The sequence below is a fragment of the Bradyrhizobium sp. LMG 9283 genome (assembly GCF_045571415.1).
Lineage (GTDB): Bacteria > Pseudomonadota > Alphaproteobacteria > Rhizobiales > Xanthobacteraceae > Bradyrhizobium.
The window spans coordinates 3,035,290-3,055,861 of sequence record NZ_CP120691.1 but is presented as its reverse complement, the minus strand read 5'-3'; the positions used below and the strand labels follow the sequence as shown (position 1 = coordinate 3,055,861).

The window sequence follows — 20,572 nt, the reverse complement described above, 5'->3', positions numbered from 1 at the left end:
CGCGTCACCGCCTAGGAACCCGGCCGAGCGTCCGGCGACTTGCCCCCCGAGACTACATCGTGCCGCGGAATTTTCTCAGCGTCTCCGCACAAGTGGGAGTTGCTTGTGTCAGGTTTCCGTAAGGTGACCAGCACCAGCGTCCAGCGATATCGGCACGGCACTTGCGACTTTCGTATTGACGCGTTTTGCATTCCGGCGGAGTGTTGCAGTCGCAGCGTCAAAAGGCGCGCATATTGGGAGGAACGGATGAAACGCTTTGCGATGGCCGCAGGCCTCGTCATGCTTGCGTCAACCTGTGCAAATGCACAAACCAGCGAGCAGCTGGTCAAGGGGGCGACCGACACGTCGAACGTTCTCAATTATGGAATGGGCTACAACCTCCAGCGCTTCTCGACGCTGAACCAGATCAACAAGGATACCGTCAAGAACCTCGTCCCGGTCTGGAACTACTCTTTTAACGACGATCGCAGCGAGGAATCGCAGCCGCTGGTGTACCAGGGCGTGATCTACGTGACCTCGCACAACGCGACCATGGCGGTCGACGCCAAGACCGGCAAGCAGATCTGGAAGACCAAGGTCGAGTACCCCGCTGAGACGCCGCGCATCGTCTGCTGCGGCATCATCAATCGCGGCGCCGCGCTCTACGACGGCAAGGTGTTCCGGACCACGCTCGACGCCCACGTGATCGCGCTCGACGCCAAGAACGGCAAGGAGCTGTGGCGGCAGAAGGCGGCCGACATCAAGGAAGGCTACTCGATGACGGTTGCCCCGCTGGTTGCGGATGGCGTCGTCATCACCGGAATCTCCGGCGCCGAATTCGGCACAAGGGGCTTCATCGACGGCTGGGATCCGGCAACGGGCAAGCACCTCTGGCGCACCTACTCGATCCCCTCGCCGGATGAGCCCGGCGGCGACACCTGGAAGGGCGATACCTGGAAGCTCGGCGGCGGCTCGACCTGGATCACGGGTTCTTATGACCCCGAGCTGAACACGGTGTATTGGGGCATCGGCAATCCCGGCCCGTTCAATTCGGCGGTGCGCCCCGGCGACAATCTCTACACCTGCTCCGTGCTGGCGATGGATCCCAAGACCGGCAAGATCAAGTGGCACTACCAGTTCTCGCCGAACAATCCGTTCGACTATGACAGCGTGGCCGAGATGGTCCTCGCCGACATGACGATCGAGGGCAAGCCGACCAAGGTGCTGATGGACGCCAACCGCAACGGCTTCTTCTACGTGCTCGACCGCACCAACGGGAAGCTGCTCGCGGCCAATCCTTACGTGAAGGTCAACTGGGCGACCGGGATCGACATGAAGACCGGACGTCCGATCGAGACCGACGTTTCCAAGGACGCGCGCGAGGGCAAGAAGGTCACGGTCTATCCATCCATCCTCGGCGGCAAGAACTGGGAGCCGATGTCGTTCAATCCGCAGACCGGCCTTGCCTATGCCAACACGCTCGCGTTCGGCGGCAGGTACAAGACCGAGCCCGTCACCTTCAAGCAGGGGGAATGGTATCTCGGCATGGATCTGACCGACCTCTGGGAGTACGGCGACGGGCCGCGCGGTCACCTCAAGGCCATCGACCCCCTAACCGGCAAGTCGAAGTGGGAAGCGCCGAGCGACATTCCGCGCTTCTCGGGCGTGCTGTCGACGGCCGGCGGCGTCGTATTCTCTGGCGCGCTGACCGGCGAGTTCGAGGCCTTCGATGCCGATACCGGCAAGAAGCTCTGGCAGTTCCAGACCGGCTCCGGCATCGAGGGACAGCCGGTGACCTGGCAGCAGGACGGCGTGCAGTACGTCGCCGTGACGAGCGGCTATGGCGGCGTCTACTCGCTGTTCTCCGGCGACGAGCGGCTTGCCAACGTGCCGCCCGGCGGCTCGCTGTGGGTCTTTGCGGTCAAGCAGTAATCACGGCACGATGCTGAGAGAAGTATCACACAGGACGGTGGCGAGCCTCGCCACCGCCGCGATGCTGACGGTCGCGCTTGCGGCGACCGTTCGCGCCGCGGATGACGCAACCGGCAATCCGCTGCAGGCGCAGATCGACCATGGCAAGTCGACCTATGCCGCGAAATGCTCGCACTGCCACGGCCCCAATCTGATGAACTCCGGCACCATCACGCCGGACCTGCGCGCCATCCCCGACGACAAGACGCGCTTCGTCACCACGGTCAAGAACGGCAAGAACAACAAGATGCCGCCCTGGGGCGACATCCTCTCCGACGACGAGATCGGGAACCTCTGGGCCTTCGTCTCCAGCCGGAGAAAGCCATGAGGGGCCGGCGCATTGCCTGGAGCGTTGCGGCCTTTCTTTCCACAATGGCGTCGGTCGCTCTTGCGGCCGACGATCCCCTGAAGGTCTGTCTCGACGAGGACCGGCCGCCGCTCTCGGCGCATCACCGCGGCAAGCCGGATGCCGGGTTCGACGTGCTGCTGGCGCAAGCGGTCGCCGAACGCCTGCGGCGACCGCTGGCGATCCAGTGGTTCGAGAGCAAGCTGGACGAGGATTCGAGCCCGCAGCTCGAAGCCAACGCGCTGCTCTCGGACGGGCGCTGCGCGCTCGTCGGCGGCTACGCGCTGACGCAGGATTCGCTCGTCGTGCCCGGGATGAAGACGGCGCGCCTGCCGGATTTCGCCGGGGCCACACGCGACGATCGGCGGCGCCGCGTGCCGCTGGGCGTGCTCGCGCCGAGCCAGCCTTACGTCTATTCGCCGATGACGGTGGTGCTGGGGCCGAAGGCCCGCGGCCGCAAGATCGGCGACATCGGCGATCTCGCCGGCCTTCGTCTCGTTATCGAAAGCGGGTCGCTCGGCGACGCCATCCTGATGACCTTCGACAAAGGGCGCCTGATCGACAGCATCACCCATCTCGTCCCCAGCCGCGACGATCTCCTCGGCGCGCTCCAGCGCGGCGACCATGACGCGACCCTGATCGATCTTGCCCGCTTCGATGCCCATCGTGCCGCGCACCCCGACACGGCGGTCACGGCGTCCGGCTACTACTACCCGATCGGCGCCAATCGCGGCTATGTCGGGCTCGCCAGCGATGGCGCACTGATCGAGGCCGTCAACAAGGCGCTGACGGAGCTTGCGGCTGAGGGCAAGATCGCCGAATTCGGCAAGCAGGCCGGCCTCACCTATCTGCCGCCGCGCGAGCCCGCGATCCTCGGCGATGTCTGGACGAAGATCATTCAGCGATAGGGCTCTCGTGTCCCGGACGCGCTGCAACGCCTCTTAGCGTTGCGGCGCAGAGCCGGGATCCATGCGGCATAGCTTGCGGTTGAGGCATGGGCCCCGGCTCTGCAGCGCACGGCTGAAGTAGCGCTGCGCTGCGTCCGGGGCACGAACGCCGCGCACACCATGTCCCACTCTGTCCGACCGAATGCGCCAATCTGTCTCGCCTGCGGCCCATGGCAGCGACGGCCCGATGCAGTAGGTTCGCCAAAATCCGGGAGAGAATGGAGAGAATCATGTCCGCCAAACTCGATCGCCGCCAATTCATCGCCGCCGGCACCACTGCAATCGCGATGCCGTTCGTCGTGCACAACGCATCGGCGCAAAGCACATCGCAAGGCACCTGGCCGGCGCGGCAGATTCGCATGATTTGCAGCTATCCCGCCGGCGGCCAGACCGATCTGCTCGCGCGCGCCTACGGCGAATTCATCTCCAAGCAGGTAGGCAAGACCGTCGTCGTCGAGAACAAACCCGGCGCCTCCGGAGCGATCGGCACGGCGGAGGTCGCCCGCGCCGAGCCCGACGGGCACACCATCCTGTGCTCGATCTCGACCACCTACATCATGAACCGGGTGATGATGAAGAATCCCGGCTACGACATGGACAAGGATTTGACTCTTGTCAGCGTCATTCCGGGCGCGGGCCTGTTGCTGGTGGCGAACCCGAAAACCGGGGTCAAGACGCTGGAGGATTTCGTCGCCTTCGCGCGCAAGAGCGGCAAAGTGAACTTCGGCACCTACAGCGCGGGCTCGGCCCCGCACATCACGATCAGCGAGCTCAACAAGCAGTACGGCCTCAACATCGAGCCGGTGCACTATCGCGGCGAGGCGCCGATGTGGACGGGAATGCTGGAAGGCACCCTCGATGCCGCGATGGGCAGCTACACGGCCGCGCAGTCGGTCCTGCAAAGCGACCGCGGCACCGTGTTCGCCGTGCATTCGAAGAAGGTCGACGCGATCCCGACCATCAAGACGCTGCCGGAACAGGGCGCGACGTCGAAATTCTTCACCGTGAGCGGCTTCACCGGCTGGGCTGTGCCGAAGGCGACGCCGCAACCGGTGGTCGATCGCATCGCCGAGCTCTGCGTCGCCGCCAACAACGATCCGAAGGTGAAGGAGGTTCTCGCGACCTTCGTGCTCGAACCCGCGATCGGCTTCAAGGAAACCAATGCGCTGTACCAGCGCGAGCTGCCGATCTGGATCGAGAGCGCGCAGGCGCTCGGCCTCGAGCCGGCTTGACCTGAAGCCGGACCGCAATCAGGAGGACGGGCTCATATCCGTCCTCCTGAAGGGCTACACTTAATGCTCGCCCGAGCTAGCCGTGCCGTGCTGCGCCTTGTGGATCGAGGACGGCACCACGCCGAAATACTTTCGGAACACCCGGCTGAAATGCGATGAGCTGGAGAAGCCCCAGGAGAAGGCGACGTCGGTGATGGTCTTGCCGGCGTGGGCCTCGAGCTCCTGGCGGCAGTTCTGCAACCGCGCCTGCCAGATGTAGTCGCTCACCGTGGTGCCGCGCTCCGAAAACAGCATGTGGAGATAGCGCTTGGAGCAGCCGAGCTCGGCCGAGATCTGGTCGATGCACAGATCCGGATCGCGCAGGTGCTCGCGGATGAAGAACTGCGCGCGCACATACATCGCTTCGGGCCCGACACGATCGAACATCGTGTCGGCTTCGCGCAGCGGCAGCAGCAACAGATCGATCAGCGAATCGGCGACGCCGACCGCGCTGTTCGCCGACAGTTTTGCCGCCTCATCGAAGGTGGCATGGACGAAATCATGGGCGATCCGGCCCGTCCCGGTCTTCGCCGACAATTTGCACGCCGGCATCCGCTGCGATGGGAAGCCGCGGTCTCGCAGCAGCGCCTTCGGAACGATCACGACGTCGTGACGCGTGAAGGCGGGGCTGATGATCGAATGGGGGCAGGAAACATCATAGGCGATGATGTCGCCCGGGTTGATTTCGATGTGGCGGCCTTCCTGCTCGAAATAGGACACGCCGTAGGTCTGGAAGTGGATCTTGATGTACGGGTGCTCGTTGGCCTTGGCGCGCGCAAGCGTGTGCGCGATGCGATGCTGGCTGACCTCGATCTGGCAGAGCTTCAGACGCGAGACCGTGGTGTAATCGATGCGGCCTTCGAGCGAGGAGGCCTCCAGCGGATCGACGTCGAAATACCCGCACAGGCTCGTCAGCCCGTCGATCCAGCTCTGGATCTGCCGCTTCGGCGTCATTCCGGTCGTCGAGAGCGTGTGAATGGTGTCGGACATTAATCCAGCCACTGATTTGATCCGGAGATTCGGCGCGAATCGCAACCAGCGCTGCCGGAGCCCTCAGCTGTGATTGCGTGACGTTTACCTCGAATTTGAGCGGTCTCTTGCAACGAGCGCCATCGTTCCATTGCCACTCTTGAAACTTAATCCTCCGCCTTAGTTGCAGCGCCGTCAAGGGGAACCTGAGCGTAGACGACGGTCTCAAAGGCGCGCCGAAGCCGCTGAATTCGCTACTGCAAAATCAAAATCTTCGCCTCCGTGCGCTGTCAAGCAAACCGGCTTCTCTCTTGGGCAAGTTTCCCGATGACGAAGTCGTTAGGGATTGCGGCAGGAACAACAAGAACGGGCCGCTCCCGCACGTGGACCCGTGGCTCTCATCAGGAGGAGGAAACAGCACAGCATCGTTTCTGGTCCCAATCGTGACCGCCCTGCACGAGCAGACGCCGGACGAGAAGCCCGGCGATTCAGCAATGCTTCGGAAACAATAAACGAGACCAACGGAGGAATAACTATGCGCAAGGTGCTACTGGCGACCTATCTCGGCTCCGCGGCGGCTCTCGCCGTCGGCAGCGCTTCAGCCAATGACGAGCTGATCAAGATGTCGCAGAACCCGAAGGACTGGGTGATGCCGGCGGGTGACTATGCCAACACCCGCTATTCCAAGCTGAACCAGATCAACGCTCAGAACGTCGGCAAGCTCCAGGTCGCCTGGACGTTCTCGACCGGCGTGCTGCGCGGCCATGAAGGCGGCCCGCTGATCATCGGCAACGTCATGTACGTCCACACGCCGTTCCCGAACAAGGTCTACGCTATTGACCTTTCCAATGAGAACAAGATCATCTGGAAGTACGAGCCGAAGCAGGATCCGAACGTCATTCCGGTGATGTGCTGCGACACGGTCAACCGCGGCCTGTCCTACGGCGACGGCAAGATCATCCTGCATCAGGCCGACACCAACCTCGTCGCGCTCGACGCCAAGACTGGTCAGGTGGCCTGGACGGCGACCAACGGCAATCCCGCGAAGGGCGAGACCGGCACGTCGGCCGCGCTGGTCGTCAAGGACAAGGTCCTGGTCGGCATTTCCGGCGGTGAATTCGGCGTGCAGTGCCACGTCACCGCTTACGATCTCAAGAGCGGCAAGCAGGTCTGGCGCGCCTATTCCGAAGGTCCGGATGACCAGATCAAGTTCGATCCGGCCAAGACGATGTCGCTCGGCAAGCCGGTCGGAGCCGACTCCAGCTTGAAGACCTGGCAAGGCGATCAGTGGAAGATCGGCGGCGGCTGCACCTGGGGCTGGATCTCCTACGACCCCGCTCTAAACATGGTGTACTACGGATCGGGCAACCCCTCGACCTGGAATCCGAAGCAGCGTCCGGGTGACAACAAATGGTCGATGACCATCTTCGCGCGCGACGCGGACACTGGCATGGCCAAGTGGGTCTACCAGATGACGCCGCACGACGAGTGGGACTATGACGGTGTCAACGAGATGATCCTCACGGATCAGCAGATCAACGGCCAGCCGCGCAAGCTGCTGACTCATTTCGACCGCAACGGTCTCGCTTACACCATGGACCGCGAGAATGGTGAACTGCTGGTCGCCGAGAAATACGATCCGAAGGTGAACTGGACCTCCGGCGTCGACATGAACAAGAGCTCTCCGACCTATGGCCGCCCGAAGGTGCTCGACGCAGCTTCGACGGACAAGGCGGGCGAGGATGTCAACGTGAAGGGCATCTGCCCGGCCGCGCTCGGCACCAAGGACGAGCAGCCGGCAGCCTACTCGCCGGACACGCAGCTGTTCTACGTTCCGACCAACCACGTCTGCATGGATTACGAACCGTTCAAGGTGAGCTATACCGCGGGCCAGCCCTATGTGGGCGCGACGCTCTCGATGTACCCGCCGCAGGGCGAAAGCCACATGGGCAACTTCATCGCCTGGGACAACAAGACCGGCAAGATCGTCTGGTCGAATAAGGAGCAGTTCTCGGTCTGGTCGGGTGCGCTCGCAACCGCCGGCGGCGTGGTGTTCTACGGCACGCTCGAGGGCTACCTGAAGGCGGTCGATGCCAAGTCCGGCAAGGAGCTCTACAAGTTCAAGACTCCCTCCGGCATCATCGGCAACGTCACCACCTATGAGCACAACGGCAAGCAGTACGTTGCTGTGCTCTCCGGCGTGGGCGGCTGGGCCGGCATCGGTCTGGCGGCAGGTCTGACCGATCCGACCGCCGGTCTCGGCGCCGTCGGCGGCTACGCGGCCCTCAGCAACTACACGGCGCTCGGCGGCACGCTGACCGTGTTCTCGCTGCCGAACTAGGCCCATCAGCATCGCTCCGGCGCGTGGAATCACCTCCACGCGCCGGCTCGTCTCCACCGAACGCCTTCGAGGAACACTCTCTTGCGTAAAATCTGCTCTGTCGTTGCTGTGATGATGATCTTCGTTGCGTCCGGAGGAGTCGCGGTCGCGGAGGGTCCTGGCGACCCGACCGCGGTGAAGAAGGAAGACGACGGGAAGTGGCTCGATAAGGAGGGAAATCCCACCTACAAGATTTCGGCCGACGGCACCGTGGACTGGTTCACCTATTCCGGATACCGCCGCTATCACTCGGACTGCCATGTCTGTCATGGCCCCGATGGCATGGGCTCCACCTACGCGCCGGCGCTGAAGGATTCCGTCAAGTCGATGAGCTATGGCGACTTCCTCAGCGTGGTCGCCTCCGGCCGCAAGAATATCTCGACGGCCTCCGAGAACGTCATGCCGGCCTTCGGCGACAATCCGAACGTCGCCTGCTACATGGACGATCTCTACGTCTATCTGCGCGCCCGCTCCAACGAAGCATGGGGTCGGCAGCGTCCCTCCAAGAAGGAGGAGAAAACAGAGGCCTACACCAAGGCGGAAGACGCCTGCATGGGCAAGAAATGAACGCTACGAGGACTGCCGAGACTACCTCTTGGCGTCCTACGAGAATCTAAGGAGTTCTACGATGAAGACACGTGCCGCCGTTGCTTTCGAAGCCAAGAAGCCGCTCGAGATCGTCGAGGTCGATCTGGAAGGCCCGAAGGCCGGCGAAGTCCTGGTCGAGATCAAGGCGACGGGCATCTGCCATACCGACGCCTACACGCTCGACGGCTTCGACAGCGAGGGAATTTTCCCGTCGATCCTGGGACATGAGGGAGCGGGCATCATCCGCGAGATCGGCCCGGGCGTGACCTCGGTGAAGCCGGGCGATCACGTCATCCCGCTTTACACGCCGGAATGCCGGCAGTGCAAAAGCTGCCTCAGCCAGAAGACCAATCTCTGCACCGCGATTCGCGCGACGCAGGGCAAGGGCGTGATGCCTGACGGCACCAGCCGCTTCTCCTACAAGGGCAAGCCGATCTACCACTACATGGGCTGCTCGACCTTCTCGAACTTCACCGTGCTGCCCGAGATCGCGGTTGCCAAGATCCGCGAGGACGCGCCGTTCGACAAGAGCTGCTACATCGGCTGTGGCGTCACCACCGGCGTCGGCGCCGTCGTCAACACCGCCAAGGTCGAGCCGGGGTCCAACGTGATCGTGTTCGGCCTCGGCGGCATCGGCCTCAACGTCATCCAGGGTGCCAAGATGGCCGGCGCCGACAAGATCATCGGCGTCGACATCAACGACTCCAAGGAAGATTGGGGTCGCCGGTTCGGCATGACCCATTTCGTGAACCCGAAGAAGGTCACCGGCGACATCGTTCAGCACCTCGTCGGCCTCACCGACGGCGGTGCCGACTACACCTTCGACTGCACCGGCAACACCACGGTGATGCGCCAGGCCCTGGAAGCCTGCCATCGCGGCTGGGGCACCTCGATCATCATCGGCGTCGCCGAGGCCGGCAAGGAGATCGCCACTCGCCCGTTCCAGCTCGTCACCGGGCGCAACTGGCGCGGCACCGCCTTCGGCGGCGCGCGCGGCCGCACCGACGTGCCGAAGATCGTCGACTGGTACATGAATGGAAAGATCCAGATCGATCCGATGATCACCCACGTGCTCAAACTAGAAGAGATCAACAAGGGTTTTGACCTCATGCACGAGGGCAAATCCATTCGTTCAGTCGTCGTGTACTAGCTCGAAAGCCATCACACCAAGGAGGATCGACCATGACTGTTGCACTCCATCCCTCGATCGACAACGGCATCAAGCAGGGCAGCGGCAGCTTTGCCGGCGGTACGCTGGTCTGCAAATGCAAGGACCATCCGGTGAAGGTCGGCATCAAGGGCGACGTCGCGCACAATCACGCCTGTGGCTGCACCAAGTGCTGGAAACCGCAGGGCGCGATCTTCTCCGTCGTCGCCGTGGTCCCGCGCCAGAACGTCACCGTGCTCGAGAACGGCGACAAGCTTCAGATCGTCGACCCCTCCGCGGTGATCCAGCGCTACGCCTGCACGGCCTGCGGCACGCACATGTACGGCCGCATCGAGAACAAGAACCATCCGTTCTACGGCCTCGATTTCATCCATCCCGAGCTGTTCCAGGAGGAGGGCTCGCAGGCGCCGCAATTCGCCGCCTTCGTCTCCTCGGTGATCGAATCGGGCGTGAAGCCGGAGCAGATGGCCGGCATCCGCTCGCGGCTCAAGGAAATCGGGCTGGAGCCCTATGACTGCCTGTCGCCGGCGCTGATGGATGCGATCGCGACGCATGTCGCGAAAGCCAAAGCTGCCTAGGCAGGCTGCCTGAGCTGGCTAGGCCGCCGAGCCTTGGCCAGACCTTCTTCGGCTCGCTGGCGCCGATCGCCGCCGGCGAGTCGCACGGGTCCCCCTGTGGGATCACTGCGGCGATGCCGCCGCTACTGCACCACGCGTATGTGAGGGCCAACAGCTCCTCAGTCCTGGTCTCTGAATGACTGCGCAGGGCCGTCTGCTTCCGGCTTGAAGTTCGCGGTGCTTGCGTTCTCCCTCCCTCGACTGAGGCATCCTGCTTCGTCCGCATTCTTTCTGGCGGACGAAGCCTTTTTCATGTCGGTTTCGTAAGCACGCGGCATGACCTCGCGCCCTGCTTTTGACAAACCATCGATGCAATCTTTTCCCGGTGAGAACACTCGGCTGTGAACGCCGAGCCGGAGCGGTCTCTGCTACTATCGCGCCGTCTCGATGCCGCGCGAAATACAATCAATTAAGAACAAAACGGGAGGTATCGAGCACATCCAGACATCGCCATTGGCGTTCCTGCCCCGTTTCGGGATTTGCCCGCGCGGGATGACGGCAGGATGTGGCGAGACGACGCAAGAACCGTCGCCGATCGGCGTCGGCGGACTTTGAATTTGGCATGCTTATGAAGAGCGAGGGACGATCATGATCAAGGTGAAGATCAACGGCCAAGAACAGAGCTGGGACGGCGACCCGGATCTTCCGCTACTCTGGTTCCTGCGTGACGAGGCCGGGCTGACCGGCACCAAATACGGCTGCGGCCAGGCGCTGTGCGGTGCCTGCACCGTCATCGTCGACAAGGAAGCGGTTCGCGCCTGCATCACGTCGGTCAACGACGTCGCCGGACGCGAGGTCACCACGATCGAGGGATTGCACTCCAACGGCGATCACCCGGTGCAGAAGGCTTGGCGCGAGCTCAACGTGCCCCAATGCGGCTTCTGCCAGGCCGGCCAGATCATGCAGGCCGCAGCCCTCTTGATGGACAATCCCAAACCCTCGCATGACCAGATCCGCGAGGCGATGTCCGGCAACATCTGCCGCTGCGGCTGCTACCAGCGCATCGAGAACGCCGTCCATCTCGCATCGACGGGAGTGTGACATGAATTTCATCGACAATCCCCGCAAGCTTCGCGGCTTCGAAAAGCATATCAGGGTCGAGAAGGTCTCGCGCCGCAGCATCCTGAAGGGGCTCGGCGTCACCGGCGGCTTCGTGCTCGCCGCCCCCGTGATGTCGCGCCAGGCGCTCGCCTATGAAACCGGTGCCGGCAAGATGCCGCACGGCGTCGTGGTCGATCCGCGCGTGTTCGTTTCGGTCGCCTCTGATGGAATCGTCACCATCGTCGGGCACCGTTCGGAGATGGGCACCGGCGTGCGCACCAGCCTGCCGCTGATCGTCGCCGAGGAGATGGAAGCCGACTGGTCCAGGGTCAAGGTGCAGCAGGCCCATGGCGACGAGGTCAAGTTCGGCAACCAGGACACCGACGGCTCACGCAGCACGCGGCACTATCTGATCCCAATGCGCCAGATCGGCGCCTCCGCCCGCACCATGCTGGAGCAGGCCGCGGCGAAGCGCTGGGGCGTGCCGGCGACCGAGGTCAAGGCGGTCAATCACGAGGTCGTCCACAGCGCCAGCGGACGCAAGCTCGGCTTCGGCGAGCTCGCCGCCGATGCTGCCAAGGAATCAGTGCCGAGCATCGAAAGCCTCAAGTTGAAGGATCCCAAGGACTTCCGCTATCTCGGCAAGGGTCAAGTCGGCATCGTCGATCTTCACGACATCACCACCGGTAGGGCGCGCTACGGCGCGGATGTCCGCTTGCCGGGCATGAAGTATGCCGTGATCGCCCGCCCGCCTGTGACCGGCGGCAAGCTGGTCAAGTTCGAGCCGGAGGAGGCGCTGAAAGTCCCCGGCGTCGAAAAAGTGATGCAGGTGCGCGGCTGGCCATGGCCGTCGAAGTTCCAGCCGCTCGGCGGCGTCGCCGTGATCGCGCGCAACACCGGCGCGGCGATCAAGGGCCGCGACGCGCTGAAGCTGGTCTGGGACGACGGTCCGAACGGCAAATACGACTCGGTCGCCTACCGCAAGGAGCTCGAAGAGGCCTCGCGCAAGCCCGGCCTCGTGCTGCGCAAGGAGGGCGATGCGGACGCCGCATTGAAGAGCGCCGACAAGGTGATCGTCGGCGAGTACTACCTCCCCCATCTCGCCCATGTCTCCATGGAGACGCCGGTGGCGGTTGCCGATGTCAAGGGCGACAAGGCGGAGATCTGGGCGCCGGTGCAGAGCCCCGGCGGGACGCGCGAGGACGTCGCCAAGACGCTCGGCATTCCCGAAGACAACGTCACCGTCAACGTGACGCTGCTCGGCGGTGGGTTCGGCCGCAAGTCCAAATGCGACTTTGCGCTCGAAGCCGCGCTCTTGTCGAAGGAGCTTGGTGCGCCCGTGAAGGTGCAGTGGACGCGGGAGGACGACATCCACAACGGCTTCCTGCACACCGTCTCGGTCGAGCGGATCGAGGCCGGCCTCGACAAGAGCGGCAAGGTGATCGCCTGGCGCCACCGCAGCGTGGCGCCCAGCATCGCCTCGACCTTTGCCGCCGGCACTGTGCATCAGGCACCGTTCGAGATCGGCATGGGTCTCGTCGATATGCCCTTCGAGATCGCCAACATCTCCTGCGAGAATCCGGAAGCAGCCGCGCATACCCGCATCGGTTGGTTCCGCTCGGTCTCGAACATCCCGCGTGCCTTCGCCGTGCAGTCGATGGTGAGCGAGATCGCGCAAGCCACCGGCCGCGACCAGAAAGACATGCTGCTCGAGCTGATCGGCTCGCCGCGCATCGTCAAGCCCAACGTGAAGGACCTCTGGAATTACGGCGAACCCCAGGACAGCTACCCGATCGACACCGCGCGCCTGCGCAAGGTGGTCGAACTGGTCGCCGAAAAGGGCGAGTGGGGACGAAAGGTGCCGAAGGGCCACGGCCTCGGCATCGCTGTGCACCGCAGCTTCGTCAGCTACATCGCGACCATCGTCGAGGTCGCCGTCGACGACAAGGGCAAGCTGGCCGTGCCGCGGGTCGACACCGCGATCGACTGCGGCACCTATGTCAACCCCGAGCGCATCGCCTCGCAGATCGAGGGCGCTGCAATCATGGGGCTCAGTCTCGCCAAGTACGGCGAGATCACCTTCAAGGACGGCAAGGTGCAGCAGAAGAATTTTGACGACTTCCAGGTCGTCAGGATCGACGAATCTCCTGCGGTGACCAACGTCTACATCGTGCCGCCCGGACCCGACACGCCGCCGAGCGGCGTCGGCGAGCCCGGTGTTCCCCCATTCGCACCGGCCCTGATCAATGCGATCTTCGCCGCGACGGGAAAACGCATCCGCTCGCTTCCGATCGGCAAGCAATTGGAGGCGTGAGGGCACCGGTTTCCCCTCGCGACAAACGCGGAACGCGTTTGCGCGGAGATCATGCTCAAACAAGAAAGAGCGCGATGGAAGTCTATCGCGCTCGGGAACACAAGCGGCCTCGCGCCGTTTGCACCGATCTGACAGGAGCAGATCGATGACCAACATCTCAAAGGCGCTCGCAGTCTCGCTGTCGAGCGCCTTTCTTTTGACCACCACTGGTGCGTTTGCCCAGAGCAACACGACGCCGCCGACGACCGCCACGCGGCCCACCGCGCCCGATCAGAACTCGCTTCCCAACGCCAATGCCCCGCCCGCTTCGACCACCCAGACCACAGAGCAGCACAATCCGGACCCGAAGGTTCGCGAGATGAACCAGAAAGAGAAGGGCAAGGTGGAGCGCGAGGGGAAGTAGGCTTTGCAGGCAGCGCCCTTCCGCTGGCCACGGTCCACATCCTCGCCTGTGCCAATTGATGTGCCCTCTCCCCCCTGTGGGAGAGGGCTGCGAGGCCGGCTGCCACGATCTAGCTTGGGTGAGGGGTTTGCCTCCTCGCGTCAATCTCGCGATGATCGCGCGTGGATAGAACTCCCTCATCCCGCGCGCGGTGCGCGCGCCAACTTCTCCCACATCCCCCTTCGCCAGGGCTTCGGCGGACATGAGGGGAGAAGGAAGACGTGCGCCACACCAAGAATGCGGCGGACGTTGCCGTCCGCCGCATTCGCCACCCCCCGGCTGCTCCGCTTCTTCGATCCGCCCGCGGAGCTATTTCTTCAGTGCGAACACCCAGATGACGCCGCCCTGCGGCACATTGGCTTCGATGCCGATATTGTTGGTCACGAGCGCATCCTGGATGCGCTGCGCGTCCACGCCCCATCCCGACTGGATCGCGATGTACTGCGTGCCGTCGATCTCGTAGGACACCGGCATGCCCATGATGCCGGAGTTCGTCTTTTGCTCCCACAGCAGCTCGCCGGTCTTGGCGTTGAAGGCGCGGAAGTTGCGGTCGTTGGTGCCGCCGGCGAAGACGAGATCGCCCGCGGTCGCCGTCACCGAGCCAAACAGCTGCGATTTCGGGAAGTTGTGCTGCCACACCTTCTTGCCGGTGGCGGGATCCCAGGCCTGAAGCTCACCGAAATGATCCGCGCCCGGCTTCGCCTTAAGGCCGATGTCCTCCGGCTTGGTGCCGAGCCAGAGCTCGCCAGGCTTCAGCGCGACCTTCTCGCCGGTGAAGCCGCCGCAGAAATTCTCGTTGGCGGGCACGTAGACGAGACCGGTCTTCTGGCTGTAAGCCGCCGAGGGCCAGTCCTTGCCACCCCACAGCGAGGGACAGAACTCCACGCGTTTACCGAGGACGGGCTTGTGCGCGGGATCGACGATCGGCTTGCCGGTCTCGGGTTCGATGCCCTTCCAGACGTCGGTGGAGACGAAAGGCCAGCCGGCGACGTAGTTGATCTTGGTCGGCGTACGCTCGAGCACCCAGAAAATCGCGTCGCGTCCCGGATGGACCAAGCTCTTGATGTTGCGGCCATTGCGCTGCAAGTCGATCAGCATTGGCGCTTCGACCTCGTCCCAGTCCCAGGAATCGTTCTGGTGATACTGGTGATGGGCCTTGATCTTGCCGGTGTTGGGATCGAGTGCGAGCACCGATGATGTATAGAGATTGTCGCCGGGATGCGAGTCGCCGGGCCAGGGCGCGGCGTTGCCGACGCCCCAATAGATCGTCTTGGTCTCCTTGTCGTAATTGCCGGTCATCCAGGCCGAGCCGCCGCCGTTCTTCCAGTCATCGCCCTGCCAGGTGTCGTGACCGGGCTCGCCTTCGCCCGGAATGGTGAAGGTGCGCCACAGCTCCTTGCCGTCCTTGGCATCATAGGCGGCAACATAGCCGCGCACACCGAACTCGCCGCCGGAGCCGCCGACGATGACCTTGCCGTCGACGATCAGCGGCATCAGGGTCATGTACTGGCCCTTCCTGTAATCCTGCACCTTGGTGTCCCACACCACCTTGCCGGTCTTGGCATCGAGCGCCACGACGTGATCATCGGTTGTGGCAAGGTAGAGCTTGTCCTCCCAGAGGCCGACGCCGCGGCTGGTCGGATGCAGCTGGAACAGATCATCGGGGAGCTGCCGCTTGTAGCGCCAATATTCGTCGCCGGTCTTGGCGTTCAACGCGATCACCTGCCCCATCGGGGTCGCCACGAACATCACGCCGTTGTTGACGATCGGCGGCGCCTCGTGGCCTTCGACGACGCCGGTGGCGAAGGTCCAGACCGGCGTGAGGTTTTTCACGTTGGAGGTGTTGATCTGGTCGAGCGGACTATAGCCGTGCCCGTCATAGGTGCGCCGGTAAAGCATCCAATTGCTTGGCTCCGGATTTTCCAGCCGCTGCGCGGTGACCGGAGAATAATTCTCGATTGGACCCGACACGGCGGCCGTCGAGGCGAGGCAGGTGAAGGCGGCGAAGCCGGACAGGTACCATTGCTTCCTGGTCATGGACGTTCCCCTTTTCATCCGTTTGAATTCTTGTTGTGAATTCTTGTCGTTAGTCCCGTCGTCCGCCCATCGGCGGAGGCGGCCTCTCGTGACGCGGGCCCAGCCCGCAACCGTCCATCATCCTGGCTGCGCGCCACCTACCTTTCCGACGAAATTGCCGGCGACGGTGAGTGAGCCGTCAGCGAGTGCCAGCGGCAGCGCCGCAAGCCGTCGCGGCGCCGGCCCGAACACGACCTGCGCGCTGGCGCGAGGATCGTATTCGGAGTTGTGGCACATGCACTTGAACACCTCCTTGTCGCCCACATCGCTCTTCACCCAGGCGGTGACGGGACAGCCCGCGTGCGAGCAGATCGCGGAATAGGCGATGATGCCGTCGACGGCCCGCGCGCGGGTCTTCTCGTCGAGCTCGGCGGGATCGAGCTTGATGATCAAGATCTCGTTGAGCCGTGAGGCGCTGCGCACCACCGATGTGTTGGGATCCTTCGGCCAGGCATGGACCGGCGGTCCGCCTGCCGTCAGATCGGCCGCGGTGATGAGTTTCCCTTCCTTGTCGCCTTCGGAGAAGACGAGCAGATCGCCTTTCTGCGGCCGTTCGTCGGAGCCGGGCGGATCCTCACCTGCGCGCGCGTGGGTGGAACAGCCGAGACACGCGGTGGTCGCAAGCGCAGCCAACAGCAGGATTCGCCGCGTCTGCCCCGTGCCCGCGCCAAGGTCGGGTTCCGCAGCACTCTCGGAGATTGTAGAATTGGTATCGAACGATGCACAAGCCATGCCCGCTAGCAGGCGCTGGAACTCTGCCAAAAAGAAGGCGAAGAATTGGCGCCGCAGCGCATCAATATGGCTTCGCTCGCGTTGATTGAATCAAAATGAAAGCCAGCAAGCGCGTTTTCGCGAATTCTATATCGGATTGCGCGAACCGCATGATGATTTTGCAGATCAGCCCGATGATGTAGGAATTGGTGCAACGCGCCAATCACAGGCGACGCGAGCTGCGCGTTTCTCAGGCAGGCATTCTGTATTTCACGACCTGAGCACGTGACGCGGCGAAGCGATGCGGCCCGCAACGGTTGCCGACGCCATCTCAAAACTGTCGGCAATGCGCCGTGCCTTGTCGACGAAAAGTGCGGCCGCCGCCGGCGGACAGACTTCGCGCGCGGTCTGTTCGAACAGGTCGAGCCAGCGGTCGAAATGGCCGCCAACCAGGCTCAGCGGCAGGTGTGCCCGCATCGGCGAGCCATGATAGCGGCCGCTCATCAGCACAACCGACGACCAGAAATCCCGAAGCTTGGCGAGATGCTCGTCCCAGTTCTGGACGATCGCAAAGACCGGACCAAGCAGCGCGTCCTCGCGCACGCGCCCGTAGAAGCGCGTGACGAGTTCCCCGATCATCTCCTCGGTGATCCCGGTGCGCTCGATCGCATCCTGGGTCAGCGGGTTCCGCCGCGCAGCCGCCGCCTCGCGCTCGGCCTTCAGTCGATCCGACATGTCCTCTCTTGTCCGTCCGTTGTTCCCGCGAGCCGTCCGTTCATTGTCGGGCCGATTGCGCGCGGCGATTGTCGCAGCGCAAATTGCGGGAGCTGGCGGCGGACGCAGAGTGCCCGCCGCCAATGCCTTCATCAGGCGCTATAGGTGTAGAAGCCCTGCCCGGTCTTGCGGCCGAGATGGCCGGCATCGACCATCTCTTTCAGCAGCGGCGCTGGCCGATATTTAGGATCGTTGAAGCCCTTGTAAAAGACCTCCATCACCGAGAGCATGGTGTCGAGCCCGACGAGATCGGCAAGCGCCAGCGGCCCGATCGGATGGTTGCAGCCGAGCTTCATGCCGGCGTCGATCTCTTCCGCCGTCGCGATGCCCTCCTGGAGGGCGAAGATCGCCTCGTTGATCATTGGACACAGGATGCGGTTGACGGCGAAGCCTGGGCTGTTCTTGGCCGTGATCGCCACCTTGCCGACGCGCTTGGCGAAATCCAGCGCCTTGGCATGCGTGTCGTCGGAGGTCTGCAGGCCGCGGATGAGTTCGAGCAGTGCCATCACCGGCACCGGGTTGAAGAAGTGCATGCCGATGAAGCGGTCGGGACGATCGGTTGCCGCTGCGAGCTTGGTGATCGAAATCGACGAGGTGTTGGTCGCGATCAGCGTACGCGGCGACAGCGTGGCACAGAGATCCTTCAGGATCTTGACCTTGAGTTCCTCGTTCTCGGTGGCAGCCTCGATGACGAGGTCACAATCCGACAGCTTCGCCCGATCGGTCGTGCCGGTGATGCGCTTGAGCGTCGCCTCGCGATCGGCCGCCGACATCTTGTCCTTCTTGACCAGGCGGTCGAGGCTGCCGCCGACAGTCGAAAGCCCGCGGTTCACGGCCGCATCGGAAATGTCGACCATCACGACCGAGAGCCCGGCCGCGGCGCAAACCTGCGCGATGCCGTTTCCCATGGTCCCTGCCCCGATGATGCCAACGGTTTGGATCATTGCGTCACATCCTTCATCTTTGCGGGCGAGCCAGTCGCAGCCCGGCCCCATTGTTCCTGCATCAGGGTCTAGCACCGCAACCGGGCGGGTGCGACCTGATGCTATCCCTTCCTAAGTGCATCCACGGGCGGAATAAAGCGGTCCACGGCCGCACCGCGCCAGGATTTGGGCTCCCCCTGCCCGAAATGGCCGGATCTTGTGCCTCCCGCCCCTGGACAACCCGATGAAGGCCCGGCATCGGGCGCCCGATTCATATGGACAAAAGCGCACCCTGAGCACCCCGAATTTGCGCCCCCTTGATTGTGGCGGCGGTAGCGGCCAGAACCGGTGCAGTTGCCATCCAAGGATGTGCAGGGGGGGGGGACCCGGCTCGCCGTCGACGCGAGCCGAAGCTGTCAGGGGGCTGCTAAGGATGAAGGAGTGCGCGACAGACGTGATCACCGGCATCGAGCCGGCGCAACAGCGTCAGGCCGGATGAACGATTTCGCACGATCCATCGGTGCCGCCTTCACGCTCATCGGCGAAGCCGACGCCGAGCTGCTGGGCATCGTCGCATTGTCGGTACGGGTCAGCCTGAGCGCCAGCATCATCGCGCTCCTGATCGGCGCGCCGTTCGGGGCCCTGCTTGCGATCACCCGTTTCCGGGGGCGTCAGGTTATCGTCATTCTGACCAATGCGCTGCTCGGCCTTCCGCCCGTCGTGGTCGGGCTCGCCCTCTATCTGCTGCTGTCGCGGTCCGGCCTGCTCGGAGCTGCAGGCTTGTTGTTCACACCGGCCGCCATGGTGATCGCGCAGACGCTGCTGGCCACGCCGATCGTGGTGGCGCTGGTGCACCGGCCGGCAAGCCTGCTGTGGGCAGAGTATGGCGACCTGGCGCGGATCGACGGGTTGTCTGCGTTGCGCAGCATGGCCCTCCTGTTGGCGCTCGGCCGGACCTCGTTGCTGACGGCCTTTCTCGCGGCGTTCGGGCGCGCCATTGCGGAAGTCGGCGCCATCATCATCGTCGGCGGCAACATCCGCGGCTTCACCCGCACGATGACGACAGCGATCGCGCTGGAAACCAGCAAAGGCGACCTGCCGCTGGCGCTCGGACTCGGACTGATCCTGCTCGCGCTGAGCGTCGCGGTGTCGACCGTCGCCTTCGTGTTAGTGGGGCGCGTTGGGGAAAAATAGCTGCTCGCCGCCGACCTTGTACCCGGCTATCGCTTCCTGCCCCTTCGACGAGATCAGCCAGTCGATGAAGGCCTGCCCGTCCTTCGCCTTCACGTTCGGATGCTTTTCGGGATTCACCAGCATGACGCCGTACTGGTTGAAGAGCCGCTTGTCACCCTCGGTCAGGATGGCGAGTTCGCCACGGTTCTTGAACGACAGCCAGGTGCCGCGGTCCGACAGGAGATAGGCGTTCGACGATGAGGCCATGTTCAGCGCCGGGCCCATGCCCTGACCGATCTCTCGGTACCAATTGTCCTTGCCGGCACTGAGGCCGACACCCGCCTCTTTCCATAGTCTCAGCTCGGCCGCGTGCGTGCCGGACTTGTCGCCGCGCGAGATGAACGGCGCCTTGGTCGCCGCGATCTTGCGCAGCGCATCCGTGACATCCTTGCTGCCGGCGATCTTCGCGGGATCGCTCTTCGGGCCGACGATGACGAAGTCGTTGTACATCACGTCGAAGCGCTTCACGCCCTGCCCTTCGGACATGAACTTGTCTTCGGCCGCCCGGTCGTGGACAAACACGACGTCGGCATCCCCACGCCGCCCGATGTCCAGTGCCTGACCGGTGCCGACGGCAACGACCTTCACGCTGATGCCCTCGGCCTTCGCGAACAGCGGCAGCAAATGGCCGAACAGCCCAGACTGTTCCGTCGAGGTGGTCGAGGCCACGGTGATGGTGCGGTCCTGTGCGAATGCGATTGTGGACCAGAGCAGAACCGCTCCGATGGTGGCAAGCTTCCTCATGCGCCGTCCTCGACCAGACAATGACGGTCCCCAATAGCCGCTGGCGCTGAGGGCGGGAACCCCACCTTAGGTCGCAAC

At 63.6% G+C, this 20,572-nt stretch carries 18 protein-coding genes; 12 read left to right on the top strand and 6 right to left on the bottom strand.

The genetic code is table 11. From position 1 onward, the window contains the following. Positions 1–246: 246 nt before the first annotated feature. The 4 genes from P6U29_RS14125 to P6U29_RS14110 all read left to right on the top strand — a co-directional run bounded on the left by P6U29_RS14125 (position 247) and on the right by P6U29_RS14110 (position 4,475). On the top strand, positions 247–1,911 hold the full coding sequence (locus P6U29_RS14125) for a methanol/ethanol family PQQ-dependent dehydrogenase (protein WP_407118141.1): 1,665 nt from the start codon (positions 247–249) through the stop codon (positions 1,909–1,911). Positions 1,912–1,921: 10 nt separating this feature from the next. Next, positions 1,922–2,278, top strand: coding sequence for a c-type cytochrome (locus P6U29_RS14120; RefSeq protein ID WP_407118140.1), 357 nt, complete (start codon positions 1,922–1,924; stop codon positions 2,276–2,278). After that, positions 2,275–3,204: a substrate-binding periplasmic protein gene (locus tag P6U29_RS14115; RefSeq protein WP_407118139.1), complete on the top strand. Its 930-nt coding sequence runs from the start codon at positions 2,275–2,277 to the stop codon at positions 3,202–3,204. The genes P6U29_RS14120 and P6U29_RS14115 overlap by 4 nt, the downstream gene beginning before the upstream one ends. Positions 3,205–3,473: 269 nt before the next feature. After that, positions 3,474–4,475, top strand: coding sequence for a Bug family tripartite tricarboxylate transporter substrate binding protein (locus P6U29_RS14110; protein WP_407118138.1), 1,002 nt, complete (start codon positions 3,474–3,476; stop codon positions 4,473–4,475). Between the two features lie 60 nt (positions 4,476–4,535). Here P6U29_RS14110 and P6U29_RS14105 read toward each other — a convergent pair whose 3' ends face one another. Next, complete coding sequence (locus P6U29_RS14105; RefSeq protein WP_407118137.1) at positions 4,536–5,504, bottom strand: helix-turn-helix domain-containing protein; 969 nt, start codon at positions 5,502–5,504, stop codon at positions 4,536–4,538. Between the two features lie 514 nt (positions 5,505–6,018). On the opposite strand from P6U29_RS14105, the gene xoxF5 reads away from it, so the two are divergent. From xoxF5 to P6U29_RS14070, 7 genes are all read left to right on the top strand, one after another. Next, positions 6,019–7,824, top strand: a complete 1,806-nt coding sequence (xoxF5, locus tag P6U29_RS14100; protein WP_407118136.1) for a lanthanide-dependent methanol dehydrogenase XoxF5 — start codon at positions 6,019–6,021, stop codon at positions 7,822–7,824. Between the two features lie 114 nt (positions 7,825–7,938). Continuing rightward, the gene (locus P6U29_RS14095) at positions 7,939–8,430 is read left to right on the top strand and encodes a c-type cytochrome, methanol metabolism-related (protein ID WP_407119324.1); all 492 of its coding nucleotides are present in this window, start codon (positions 7,939–7,941) and stop codon (positions 8,428–8,430) included. 61 nt (positions 8,431–8,491) lie between these two features. Further along, on the top strand, positions 8,492–9,601 hold the full coding sequence (locus tag P6U29_RS14090; RefSeq protein WP_407118135.1) for an S-(hydroxymethyl)glutathione dehydrogenase/class III alcohol dehydrogenase: 1,110 nt from the start codon (positions 8,492–8,494) through the stop codon (positions 9,599–9,601). A gap of 32 nt (positions 9,602–9,633) precedes the next feature. Beyond that, complete coding sequence (gene gfa / locus P6U29_RS14085) at positions 9,634–10,197, top strand: S-(hydroxymethyl)glutathione synthase (protein WP_407118134.1); 564 nt, start codon at positions 9,634–9,636, stop codon at positions 10,195–10,197. Positions 10,198–10,824: 627 nt separating this feature from the next. Then, the gene (locus tag P6U29_RS14080) at positions 10,825–11,277 is read left to right on the top strand and encodes a (2Fe-2S)-binding protein (RefSeq protein ID WP_407118133.1); all 453 of its coding nucleotides are present in this window, start codon (positions 10,825–10,827) and stop codon (positions 11,275–11,277) included. Position 11,278: 1 nt separating this feature from the next. Further along, complete coding sequence (locus P6U29_RS14075; protein WP_407118132.1) at positions 11,279–13,591, top strand: molybdopterin cofactor-binding domain-containing protein; 2,313 nt, start codon at positions 11,279–11,281, stop codon at positions 13,589–13,591. A gap of 145 nt (positions 13,592–13,736) precedes the next feature. Continuing rightward, positions 13,737–13,994: a hypothetical protein gene (locus P6U29_RS14070; protein WP_407118131.1), complete on the top strand. Its 258-nt coding sequence runs from the start codon at positions 13,737–13,739 to the stop codon at positions 13,992–13,994. A gap of 348 nt (positions 13,995–14,342) precedes the next feature. Here P6U29_RS14070 and P6U29_RS14065 read toward each other — a convergent pair whose 3' ends face one another. The 4 genes from P6U29_RS14065 to P6U29_RS14050 form a co-directional block, all read right to left on the bottom strand. Continuing rightward, positions 14,343–16,070 (bottom strand): methanol/ethanol family PQQ-dependent dehydrogenase, encoded by a 1,728-nt coding sequence (locus P6U29_RS14065; RefSeq protein ID WP_407118130.1) that lies wholly within the window; start codon positions 16,068–16,070, stop codon positions 14,343–14,345. Positions 16,071–16,187: 117 nt separating this feature from the next. Then, positions 16,188–16,841 (bottom strand): ubiquinol-cytochrome c reductase iron-sulfur subunit, encoded by a 654-nt coding sequence (locus P6U29_RS14060; RefSeq protein WP_407118129.1) that lies wholly within the window; start codon positions 16,839–16,841, stop codon positions 16,188–16,190. A gap of 249 nt (positions 16,842–17,090) precedes the next feature. After that, the gene (locus tag P6U29_RS14055) at positions 17,091–17,555 is read right to left on the bottom strand and encodes a group III truncated hemoglobin (RefSeq protein ID WP_407118128.1); all 465 of its coding nucleotides are present in this window, start codon (positions 17,553–17,555) and stop codon (positions 17,091–17,093) included. Between the two features lie 131 nt (positions 17,556–17,686). Further along, positions 17,687–18,538, bottom strand: coding sequence for a 3-hydroxybutyryl-CoA dehydrogenase (locus tag P6U29_RS14050; RefSeq protein ID WP_407118127.1), 852 nt, complete (start codon positions 18,536–18,538; stop codon positions 17,687–17,689). Positions 18,539–19,012: 474 nt separating this feature from the next. Here P6U29_RS14050 and P6U29_RS14045 point away from each other — a divergent pair, with 474 nt between their 5' ends. Continuing rightward, complete coding sequence (locus P6U29_RS14045; protein ID WP_407118126.1) at positions 19,013–19,711, top strand: ABC transporter permease; 699 nt, start codon at positions 19,013–19,015, stop codon at positions 19,709–19,711. Here P6U29_RS14045 and P6U29_RS14040 read toward each other — a convergent pair. Then, positions 19,685–20,494 carry a substrate-binding domain-containing protein gene (locus P6U29_RS14040; RefSeq protein ID WP_407118125.1) on the bottom strand — a complete coding sequence of 270 codons (810 nt, stop codon included), beginning with the start codon at positions 20,492–20,494 and terminating at the stop codon, positions 19,685–19,687. The two genes, P6U29_RS14045 and P6U29_RS14040, sit on opposite strands and share 27 nt — an antisense overlap. Between the last annotated feature and the right edge of the window lie 78 nt (positions 20,495–20,572).

Bases quoted from the DNA above. Each gene is read 5' to 3' on its own strand.
- P6U29_RS14125 (WP_407118141.1), top strand. From the start codon at position 247: ATGAAACGCTTTGCGATGGCCGCAGGCCTCGTCATGCTTGCGTCAACC.
- P6U29_RS14120 (WP_407118140.1), top strand. From the start codon at position 1,922: ATGCTGAGAGAAGTATCACACAGGACGGTGGCGAGCCTCGCCACCGCC.
- P6U29_RS14115 (WP_407118139.1), top strand. From the start codon at position 2,275: ATGAGGGGCCGGCGCATTGCCTGGAGCGTTGCGGCCTTTCTTTCCACA.
- P6U29_RS14110 (WP_407118138.1), top strand. From the start codon at position 3,474: ATGTCCGCCAAACTCGATCGCCGCCAATTCATCGCCGCCGGCACCACT.
- P6U29_RS14105 (WP_407118137.1), bottom strand. From the start codon at position 5,504: ATGTCCGACACCATTCACACGCTCTCGACGACCGGAATGACGCCGAAG.
- xoxF5 (WP_407118136.1), top strand. From the start codon at position 6,019: ATGCGCAAGGTGCTACTGGCGACCTATCTCGGCTCCGCGGCGGCTCTC.
- P6U29_RS14095 (WP_407119324.1), top strand. From the start codon at position 7,939: ATGATCTTCGTTGCGTCCGGAGGAGTCGCGGTCGCGGAGGGTCCTGGC.
- P6U29_RS14090 (WP_407118135.1), top strand. From the start codon at position 8,492: ATGAAGACACGTGCCGCCGTTGCTTTCGAAGCCAAGAAGCCGCTCGAG.
- gfa (WP_407118134.1), top strand. From the start codon at position 9,634: ATGACTGTTGCACTCCATCCCTCGATCGACAACGGCATCAAGCAGGGC.
- P6U29_RS14080 (WP_407118133.1), top strand. From the start codon at position 10,825: ATGATCAAGGTGAAGATCAACGGCCAAGAACAGAGCTGGGACGGCGAC.
- P6U29_RS14075 (WP_407118132.1), top strand. From the start codon at position 11,279: ATGAATTTCATCGACAATCCCCGCAAGCTTCGCGGCTTCGAAAAGCAT.
- P6U29_RS14070 (WP_407118131.1), top strand. From the start codon at position 13,737: ATGACCAACATCTCAAAGGCGCTCGCAGTCTCGCTGTCGAGCGCCTTT.
- P6U29_RS14065 (WP_407118130.1), bottom strand. From the start codon at position 16,070: ATGACCAGGAAGCAATGGTACCTGTCCGGCTTCGCCGCCTTCACCTGC.
- P6U29_RS14060 (WP_407118129.1), bottom strand. From the start codon at position 16,841: ATGGCTTGTGCATCGTTCGATACCAATTCTACAATCTCCGAGAGTGCT.
- P6U29_RS14055 (WP_407118128.1), bottom strand. From the start codon at position 17,555: ATGTCGGATCGACTGAAGGCCGAGCGCGAGGCGGCGGCTGCGCGGCGG.
- P6U29_RS14050 (WP_407118127.1), bottom strand. From the start codon at position 18,538: ATGATCCAAACCGTTGGCATCATCGGGGCAGGGACCATGGGAAACGGC.
- P6U29_RS14045 (WP_407118126.1), top strand. From the start codon at position 19,013: ATGAACGATTTCGCACGATCCATCGGTGCCGCCTTCACGCTCATCGGC.
- P6U29_RS14040 (WP_407118125.1), bottom strand. From the start codon at position 20,494: ATGAGGAAGCTTGCCACCATCGGAGCGGTTCTGCTCTGGTCCACAATC.